This is a genomic window from Winogradskyella bathintestinalis, from assembly GCF_030407435.1.
GTDB lineage: Bacteria > Bacteroidota > Bacteroidia > Flavobacteriales > Flavobacteriaceae > Winogradskyella > Winogradskyella bathintestinalis.
This window is the reverse complement of record NZ_JASDDK010000018.1, coordinates 1-9,624: the sequence shown is the minus strand read 5'-3', so window position 1 is coordinate 9,624 and position 9,624 is coordinate 1. Positions and strand designations below refer to the sequence as shown.

Below are 9,624 nucleotides of genomic sequence, written 5' to 3'. Positions count from 1 at the left end.
TACCTGAACTTACGATTTAAGAACTGACCCAGTTCAAACTATTTTTTTGCCTTCTAAACGGCTAAAAAAAATCTTTTGAACGTCTAAATAGTAACCAAAAAGAGTCAACCTATTTCAGTATAATACAAACCGACAAACTATTATCTATCATTAGAAAAAAATTCTATCTGAATATTAAAATAAATTACTTTTGAATAAAACATTAATAAAAAAATGGAATATGACTTTTCGAAACTAAATGACAGAGAATTTGAAGCTTTAGGAGCATCAGTTATTGGTAAAATTTTAAGCAAAAGAATTGAAACATTTAAAGCTGGAAAAGATGGTGGCGTTGATGGTAGATTCTGGATTGGCAAAAAAAGAGAAGGAATTATCCAATGTAAACATTATGTAGAGACACCATATAACAGTCTAATTTCAAAATTAAAATCTGAAGAAGCAGCAAAAGTTAAAAAACTCAATCCGGAAAAGTATATTTTTATTACTTCACAAAAATTATCAAGACATAACAAGCAAGAAATACAAAAGATATTCCATCCTTATATTAAAAGGGAGGATGATATTTTTGGAAAGGAGGATTTAAGCGACTTCTTGACAAAAAAAGAAAATCAAGACATAGTTGAGCAAAACCTTAAGTTATGGATTACAAGTGCTTCTGTATTGGACTTAATTCATAATAATGCTATTAAAGGAAGGAGCGAAAGTACAATTCGTGAAATAGAAGAAAACGCTCACAAGTATGCTATTACAGAAAATCATATAAAAGGATTAAAACTTTTAAAAGAAAAAAATGTAGTTATTATGACTGGTGAACCTGGAATAGGAAAAACTACACTTGCTGATAACTTAGCACTTTTTTATATAGCCAAAGGATATGAATTTTGTGATATTGAAGAAAGTATAAGTGAAGCTGAAAGTATATTTAGAGAAAAAGAAAAAAAGAAAATTTTGTTTTATTGTGATGATTTTTTAGGTAGTAATTTATACGATGCTATTAGCAATAAAAAAGATTCACACATTGTCAAATTCATAAACAGAGTTTGTAGAGATAATTCAAAAAAAATTATACTAACATCCCGAACTAATATATTAAATAAGGCATACAGCATAAGTCATAAATTTCAAAATGGAAAAATTCGAGATAATGAGTTTTTACTGAAAGTTGAAAATTTATCAAAAATAGATAAAGCACAAATTTTATATAATCATATATATCATTCAAATTTAAATAAAGAATATATTGATGTTATTTACCAATATAAAAATTACAATAAAATAATAACACATCGAAATTTTAATCCTCGAATAATTGAGTTTGTAACGGATAATATCAGAATTGGTAGTGTTTTACCTGTTAACTATTGGGAATACGTAAAAAATAGCCTAGATAATCCTCAAGATATTTGGGCAGATTATTTTCAAAATCAAACAGATGACTGTGTAAGAGCATTAATATTTCTAACTGTTTACAATAATGGTAGAATATCGGAAGAAGAACTTAGACGTTCGTATAATACATTTATTAAAATTCATACTGTTAATTTAGGTGACCAAACAGATAAGAGTTTTGAATCAGTCAGAAAACTAGCTGCAAAATCATTACTAAATAGGAATAATATAAGTGAAAACAGTTATGAATATGTACTTTTTAACCCATCAATTGCAGATTTTGTTCTTAATACCTACTGTAACGAAATTGAACTAATTTCAAATGTTTTAAAATCCTTAGAAACGGAAACATCTCTAAGAAATTTAGATACTATTACTATATTTAACAAAATTAATAAACAATCCTCAAAAAAAATTCAAGAAAATTTATTCGAATACTTTTTTGAACGCAAAATAGAAGAAGAAGATTGGGATTTCTTAATCTTACTTTCTTATCAAGATTTCTTTAATGAAAACTTAAACAAGCAAATAGAGTATTTTTTAAAGACATTAATAGAAGCTGATAATCCTAAGGGAAATAATTTATGTGAATTATTATCGATATTGACAGATTTTGACCCAGAAATAGAATTTAAGGATTATAAATTTTTGTATAATTTTATTGAAGACTTTTTAAATGAAGACGAATTGATTGACCTTTTAAATTTCATTGATAAATTTGATATTAATGACAAAAATATCCTTTCGCAAGTTGAAAATCACACTGAACTCTATTTAGAAGACATTATTAAAAACAACGATTTAGATATTGATTTTAGCAATTATATTAGTGTAAACAGTTTTCCCGATTATGACCTTGACATAAGCGGAGTTGAATCTGAAATATCTAGCATACTGGACTCTTCATTAGAATATTTTAATAAGAATGTTTTAGAAAAAATTGAATTCAGCACTTCAAACATTATTTCTAGTTTGGATATAGATGATATGGCAATATCTTATTTAGAAACCCAAGATTATGAGTATGATAGAGATATGGGAGGAAGTTACAATTCAGGAACATCGAATCAAGACGATATAGATGCTATTTTTGAGCGTTGATAAAAACAAATTTTAAGAATTAAATAATAAAAAACTGTTGCCAACACCGTGTATAATTCATTGCTAGTTATAGCCTACTTACGAAAGTCCTCGCGGACTTTCTATCTGTGATTTATTTGCTAACTTTAGTGCTTAAACCACGCAACGAAATCATACACAAACACGTTGGCAAACATATCGTGCTCGTCTACAATTTTCCCGAAATTAAGAGTTTAGTCTGTTAAGTTTTGAGAGGTCTCTACTAAAAATCTAATCGCAAATCAGAACGCTGGAAATTAAAAAATACAACGCTGAATAATATCTAAAACTAATCAGTTCGCTAAATTTAAAACAAGATCTCACGGCAAAATAGCCTGAATAAAATTTAATTAAGTTCGGTCCTTTAATTGAGTAAGTGTATAAAGCTAACGTTTCTGTTTAGCTACTTATGTCAAAAACGTCTGGAAAATATTAATTTATCAGCAATACGCAATGATCACGGCTGAATCAACAAATAAAATACGTTAGCCAACAATGTATATAGTTCATTGCTACTTATAGTAGATCAAGAAAAATTCCGTTGGAATTTTACCTTTCAGTTTTATTTACTAAATTTAGAGTTATAATCTCGCAACAAACCATATACGAGACCGTTGTGTGTCATTTAAGAGCAACGTTACTCAACGAAAAACATCGTTCGTTCATTGTGACTTTTTTTATCGAAAAAAATAAAGAAAATGAAATTAATTTTGACAATATTACTTCTGACTTTTTCTTTTGGTTGCAAATCCCAAAATAATCCTGAAAAAGTTGAAACTGACAAAACAACTGAATTAAAACCACCTTTTAAAAATCAAGGAGAACAAGAAAATTATTGGGCTCAAGAATTATTCAAAAAAGAGTATAAAGAACAGTCTTATGAACTATATCTTAATGAAATTAAAGAAAAAGACGGAACTGAATTTATTTATGACAACAAATCTTTCAGCATATACGGAATAGATGAACCGTTAAAACTTCTATTTAAAAAAGGGATTTTATATCCTCAATTAATAAGCGGATTTACAACTGAAAACCGGAAAACGGAAAAAGAACTTGACTCTCTTTCTGTTTCTGAACGATATTTTTACGAATTGAGCAGAGGATATAATCTAACGATAATGAATTTGGAAGAACTTGATTTTCTTTCTAACTCACCGAAAATTAAACGATTTAGATTTTGGTTAGGCAGACCGAAATCAGTAAATCCACAAGTCTATATATTTGAATTGACTAATGAAAATGCTGATAAAAACACTAATTTAAAAGAGTTTATAACGAATTCTAAATTGACCTTTTTAAAAGAGGGTTGGATAATAATCTGAATAAAAAAAACGAACACACAACACCGTATATAATTTATTGCTGGCTTCTCGCCTACTTACGAAAGTCCTCTCGGACTTTCTTGGTCGGTAATTATTTACTAAATTAGTTGCTTGAAACACGCAACAAATCATATACAAACACGTTACCTGCAAGCTGAACAAACCGATGAACATAGGAAAAGAAATTAGAAATAGATTATCCAAATATGAAAAACTAGGTGTTGAAAAACAATCTAATGGAACTGAATTAATTGGAAAAGCACCTCACATTGCACCTTTAGCTTATTTACATTCAATATACAAAGGACTAAATACAAAGGAAATTGATAGGCTTGAACAAGAATTAGAAACTGAAATACCAGCAGACTATAAAAAATTTCTGCAGTTTTCAAATGGACTGCATATTTTCAATACAACATTTTGTCTTGATGGCTTAAGAACATCATATAACAGAACAAAGGAAATCGAAAATCGATTACCATTCTCGATTTTGACAACTAATCTTTATGAAAGACCTAAGAATGCAAAACCTGAACATTTTTTCATTGGTGGATATGATTGGGGAAATGGTTCACATTTGTACATAAATAGAAATAATAATAAAGTCTATCGTTGTAAAGAAAATGACACAAAACCACTAAATGAATGGAATAATCTAAATGAAATGATATTAAGTGAAATTGATAGACTAATAGAATTACATAATGCAAGTGGAGAATTGAAAGTGAATATCGAAAAAACAACACCGAAAAGTCAATTTATGTCAGATAAACAAAGCTTTTGGAACAGACTGAAAAAAATATTTTAAGAATAAAGCCAGCAGGTAACACCGTGTATAATTCATTGCTAGCTATAGCCTACTTACGAAAGTCCTCGCGGACTTTCTATCTGTGATTTATTTGCTAACTTTAGTGCTTAAATACGCAACGAAATCATACACAAACACGTTGTGTGCAATTTGGCTGCGTTACCAAGATTTGGTATATTTGAGTAAAATATAGCCAATATGGGAAAAAATACATCAATATCACTTGGAAATCATTTTGAGGATTTTATCAGAGAAGAAGTAAATTCTGGTAGATATGGTTCGGTTAGCGAAGTAATTCGTTCCGCATTACGTTTGTTAGAACGTGAAGAAAAAAAAGAAAGAGAACTTATTAAAGCTCTCGAAGTTGGAGAAAATAGCGGTTTTGTTGAAAATCTCGACCCAAAACAACATTTGAAAGAATTACATCGTAAACACTTATGAGTAAAAACAAATATCGCATAAGTCAACAAGCGATTGAGGATTTAGATAAAATTTGGATTTCTACTCTTAACAAATGGTCTAAAGAACAAGCAGACAGATATTACGATTTAATAATGGCTGAAATTGATTTTATTGCGGATAACTATCTGATTGGAAAATCGGCTGAACAAACCCGAAAAAATTATCGCGTAACGAAAATTAAATCGCATCTGATTTTCTACAGAAAAGTTGAAAATGAAATTGTAGAAATCGTTAGAATTTTACATCAGAGAATGGATATTAAAAAACGACTGAAATAAAAAAACTGCACACAACACCGTATAAAATTAATTGCTATTGCAAGCCTACTTACGAAAATCCTCGCGGATTTTCTATTCGGTTTGTATTTGCTAAATTAGTTGCTTAAACCACGCAACTAATCTTATACAAAACCGTTGTAGCAAATTTGAAAAAAACATTTGAAAACACTAAAAAACCTTTGGATTTTAACAAAGTCGGGATTTATTAAAGAAGAAGAAAAAACTTTAAGACAATCAATCAATTTTTTATTCAGACTATTTTTTGTACTAATAGTCTTCAAAATAGTATATTTTACATTAACTTATTTAATTAAGACAGTTGATTCAATTAATTTTCCTGTTGTTTCTACGGACTTTGAAGTTGACGAATATTCTGGTATTTATCAGTTTTTAATTCTTACTTTTTTAGCACCAATCTTTGAGGAACTTACATTTAGACTTGGTCTTAGATTTTCAAAATGGAACTTCATCTTAATGACTTCTGGATTCATTTATTTAATATTAAAATTTACACTTCAAATATATTTGCCATTTATACTGCTGATAATAGTTATTATATCTTTATTTCTAGTAGTAATTTTGAAAAAACGAATAATCGAAAAATTATCAAATTTTTGGAAAAACAACAGACTTATTATTTTTTATTCTTTACTAAATAGTTTTGCTCTTATTCATATTCTAAATTATGAATTGAATATTTCGAATATGATATACATTCCAATATTAGTTTTACCGCATTTTATAGCTGGATTAATTCTGAGCTATGCACGACTAAAATCAGGAATAATATTGTCAATTTGCTTGCATATTTTGAATAATGGATTATTAACATTGCCACTATTGTTTGTGGAATAAAAACTTGCTACAACACCGTGTATAATTAATTGCTTTGTCTCTGCTCATCTGGAATATTCCTTCGGAATATTCTCAGGTTCGTAAAAGTTTACTAAATTAGTTGCTTAACCACGCAACTAATCATACACAAATACGTTGTGGGCAATTTAACAAACATCATAGAAAATTAGAATATGCATACAGATTTACCTTTAGAAGAAAGCAAATATGATAAATTAGGAAGGTACTTATTTGCGACTGAAATTGCATCTGGACTAGTAAACTCTTTTAAAAATAATAACGAAAGTATTGTACTTGGAATTAATGGAGCTTGGGGTTCAGGAAAATCCACAATAATAAATTTTATAATAAATGAGGTTAAGAGATTAACTAACGAAAATGAAGAAGAAATAATTACAGTTCGATTCAATCCTTGGATGTTTTCAGGACAAAAAGAATTACAGAATATTTTTCTTAAAGAATTATTTATTAAACTAGAAACCAATAAAGAAAAACTGAAAGATGCTTCAAAAAAAATAGCAGATTTTTTAGAACATTTAAATTGGTTAAAGTACATTCATTCAGGAACAGGAGAAGCAGTTTCTGATGCTCAAAAATTCTTACAAGGATTGAGCAAAGAAAAGAACCTTTCAGAATTAAAAAGTGATATTGATGATTTACTTATTAAATCCAAAGTTAAGTTATATATAACAATTGATGATATTGACCGTTTAACACCTTCTGAAATTACAGATATTTTTCAACTGGTTAAGCTTAATGGGAATTTTGCAAATACAATATTCATTTTAGCCTATGATCATGATGTTGTTACAACTGCACTAAATCAACAATTTGGAGAAAATGGCAAAAAATATATTGAGAAAATTGTTCAAATAGATTACACTTTACCATCTGTATCAAAAGAAGATATTACTAGAATTTTCATAGACAGTATTAATACCTTATTTCCTTCTGGAGAAATATGCGAAATTATAAAAAGTCAAAGTGATGAAATAAAAACAGAACCTTTTATAAAATACTTCAAATCATTAAGAGATATCTATAGATATAATAATAGTATTAAATTAAGGTTGTCATCAATTTTTAATGATTTAAACCTATTAGATTTTTTATCGATAGAAGCATTACGAATTTTTAATCAAAAAGCATATCAATTTGTAATCGACAATAAAGAGAATCTAATATATCAAAAATCAGTAACCAATTATAATTTTCGAATGGGTTCAAATGATGAAAACTCTGCTAAAGATATTATCGAAAAAACTGAATTTGATATTACTACTAAAAACATTTTAAATAGACTTTTCCTTATAGATACTATGTTATCCTTTAATACAGAATCACCAGAAGACCTTATCCGTGCCAAAAGAGTTGCTAACAAAAATTATTTTGACAGATATTTCAATTTACAACTCGCTAATTTTGATATACAAGAAGAAACTTTTGATAAATTTATTAATTCAACAGAAACGCAAACTAACATTGAAATATTAAAAGATATAAATGAAAAAAATCAATTATTTCAATTCCTAAACTGGGTTGAAATAAAGAATAATAAATCTAAAAAAGAGCAACAAAAAAACATCTTATTATCCGCTTTAGGTTTTACTAACCTTATGACTTACAAACGACAAGGACTTTTTGGTTATGATTCAGACATTATGAGTGTTTTAAGATTTTGTTCAAAAATTTTGAATGATATCGAAGATTTAGAGGAAAGACGTAAAATTATTTCTGAACATTTAGTTAAGATTCAAAAAGAAATACATTTCTCTTCATTTTATGTTGCAGATACTATAATGAACTCAAAGGAACTATTAGATAAAGAAAAATTATATTCAGATTATTTATGGTATGATTTATTTAAAAGAGAAAAAGAAGATGACGACTTATACATTAAAGACCTAATTGAAAAACGAAATATTTCAGCAAAACAACTTTTTACAAAATTGTTAGAGGACAAAGATTTTTTAGGAGAAGATGAAATAACATTAATACTTGGTGTTGTTAAAAATAGTTTTCCAGAATATTATGACGAGAATTTCCCGAAATTAATAGTCAATGATAACGAACTTATAAAATACTTATGGTTATCAATCAAAAAAAACTGGATGACATCAAATAGTAATACTGGTTATCAATTGGCTGAATATCAATTTTTCCCTGGTTTGGATAAAGAAAAAATAAAAGAAAGGATTGATAAATTTGATTTAGACCTATTTGATGAGAATGAAAACAAAGTTATAGCATTATTTAATAAAGCATATAATGATGGGTTTAAAGAAAATAAATATTACAATATTGAGACATTGGAGGATATGGGTAGATATTAAAAAACTGCCCACAACACCGTGTATAATTAATTGCTTGATTCGTGTCTACTTACGAAAATACTCGCGTATTTTCTATTCGGTTTTTATTTGCTAACTTACTCACTGAACCACGCAACTAATCATACACAAACACGTTAGCTACAATTTGAAAAAAATCGTGACTGAATTAAAAAACATTAAAAATACAAAATCAAAAGAATGGTTGATTTCAATTTCGGAACTATTATCGAATGGAAATTCTCAATCAACAAAAACCATTTCTGATTTATTGGGCAATGAAAACTCGAAATATAAAAGAGCAGAACGAACTTCAAAATTCTTAATTCCAAAAAATGAAAATCTGAATTATATTGCTATCAATCCTGACTTGGAAAATAATGAACCTGACAAGCCAATTACTTATATTGCATTTAGCGGAAAAAATCTGAATCTAAAATTGGAGTATTTAACTGATTTATTCCCAAAAGTTGAATTAATTGAAAACACTTATGATGGCGGAATTCAACTATTTTTCAATCCAGTAGATAATAGATTTGATTTTACAGCTGTTTCTTGCCAAATTTTTACAGAATTTAAAAAACTTGATGAATTGACCGATTTGGAAATTAATGGAGTTTCATTTTTATTTCAGCCGAATAAGATAAAAACAAGAGCTGGATATACAATGACTAAATAAAAAACTGTAGCTAACACCGTGTATAATTAATTGCTAGGTTCTTCCCTACTTGCGAATATTCCTGCGGAATATTCGCAGGTTCGTAAAAGTTTGCTAAATTAGTTGCTTAACCACGCAACTAATCATACACAAACACGTTGGCAATAATATAACAGATGTACTTTCCTGAAATAGGTTGACTAAAAATTCATCATTTAATGATAGTCACTTATGAAAGCACAAAAAGAACACTGGCGAAAAAAAAGCTACAAAAAAGCAACTTTAGAACTCAAATTATTCGTCGTTGACCAAATTCAGAATGGTCAGATTTCTACAAACTTTGCATCTAAAAAATATGATGTTCCCAGAACAACTATCTCCTATTGGATTAGAAAATACA

8 protein-coding genes are annotated in these 9,624 nt (G+C 28.0%); all 8 read left to right on the top strand.

Features of this window, described 5'->3' with window-relative positions; genetic code table 11:
- The first annotated feature begins 213 nt into the window (after window positions 1–213).
- The 8 genes from QMA06_RS16230 (at window position 214) to QMA06_RS16195 (ending at window position 9,245) form a co-directional block, all read left to right on the top strand.
- Window positions 214–2,490 (top strand): nSTAND3 domain-containing NTPase, encoded by a 2,277-nt coding sequence (locus tag QMA06_RS16230; protein WP_290207967.1) that lies wholly within the window; start codon window positions 214–216, stop codon window positions 2,488–2,490.
- 716 nt (window positions 2,491–3,206) lie between these two features.
- Window positions 3,207–3,833, top strand: coding sequence for a hypothetical protein (locus QMA06_RS16225; RefSeq protein WP_290207966.1), 627 nt, complete (start codon window positions 3,207–3,209; stop codon window positions 3,831–3,833).
- A gap of 166 nt (window positions 3,834–3,999) precedes the next feature.
- The gene (locus tag QMA06_RS16220) at window positions 4,000–4,641 is read left to right on the top strand and encodes an SMI1/KNR4 family protein (RefSeq protein WP_290207965.1); all 642 of its coding nucleotides are present in this window, start codon (window positions 4,000–4,002) and stop codon (window positions 4,639–4,641) included.
- Window positions 4,642–4,839: 198 nt separating this feature from the next.
- Window positions 4,840–5,082, top strand: a complete 243-nt coding sequence (locus tag QMA06_RS16215; RefSeq protein WP_290207964.1) for a type II toxin-antitoxin system ParD family antitoxin — start codon at window positions 4,840–4,842, stop codon at window positions 5,080–5,082.
- The gene (locus QMA06_RS16210; protein ID WP_290207963.1) at window positions 5,079–5,381 is read left to right on the top strand and encodes a type II toxin-antitoxin system RelE/ParE family toxin; all 303 of its coding nucleotides are present in this window, start codon (window positions 5,079–5,081) and stop codon (window positions 5,379–5,381) included. Before QMA06_RS16215 ends, QMA06_RS16210 begins: the two co-directional genes overlap by 4 nt.
- 159 nt (window positions 5,382–5,540) lie before the next feature.
- Window positions 5,541–6,236, top strand: a complete 696-nt coding sequence (locus QMA06_RS16205) for a CPBP family glutamic-type intramembrane protease (protein WP_290207962.1) — start codon at window positions 5,541–5,543, stop codon at window positions 6,234–6,236.
- Window positions 6,237–6,409: 173 nt separating this feature from the next.
- Window positions 6,410–8,569: a KAP family P-loop NTPase fold protein gene (locus QMA06_RS16200; protein WP_290207961.1), complete on the top strand. Its 2,160-nt coding sequence runs from the start codon at window positions 6,410–6,412 to the stop codon at window positions 8,567–8,569.
- 157 nt (window positions 8,570–8,726) lie between these two features.
- Window positions 8,727–9,245 (top strand): hypothetical protein, encoded by a 519-nt coding sequence (locus QMA06_RS16195; protein ID WP_290207960.1) that lies wholly within the window; start codon window positions 8,727–8,729, stop codon window positions 9,243–9,245.
- Window positions 9,246–9,624 lie beyond the last annotated feature (379 nt).

Bases quoted from the DNA above. Each gene is read 5' to 3' on its own strand.
- QMA06_RS16230 (WP_290207967.1), top strand. From the start codon at position 214: ATGGAATATGACTTTTCGAAACTAAATGACAGAGAATTTGAAGCTTTA.
- QMA06_RS16225 (WP_290207966.1), top strand. From the start codon at position 3,207: ATGAAATTAATTTTGACAATATTACTTCTGACTTTTTCTTTTGGTTGC.
- QMA06_RS16220 (WP_290207965.1), top strand. From the start codon at position 4,000: ATGAACATAGGAAAAGAAATTAGAAATAGATTATCCAAATATGAAAAA.
- QMA06_RS16215 (WP_290207964.1), top strand. From the start codon at position 4,840: ATGGGAAAAAATACATCAATATCACTTGGAAATCATTTTGAGGATTTT.
- QMA06_RS16210 (WP_290207963.1), top strand. From the start codon at position 5,079: ATGAGTAAAAACAAATATCGCATAAGTCAACAAGCGATTGAGGATTTA.
- QMA06_RS16200 (WP_290207961.1), top strand. From the start codon at position 6,410: ATGCATACAGATTTACCTTTAGAAGAAAGCAAATATGATAAATTAGGA.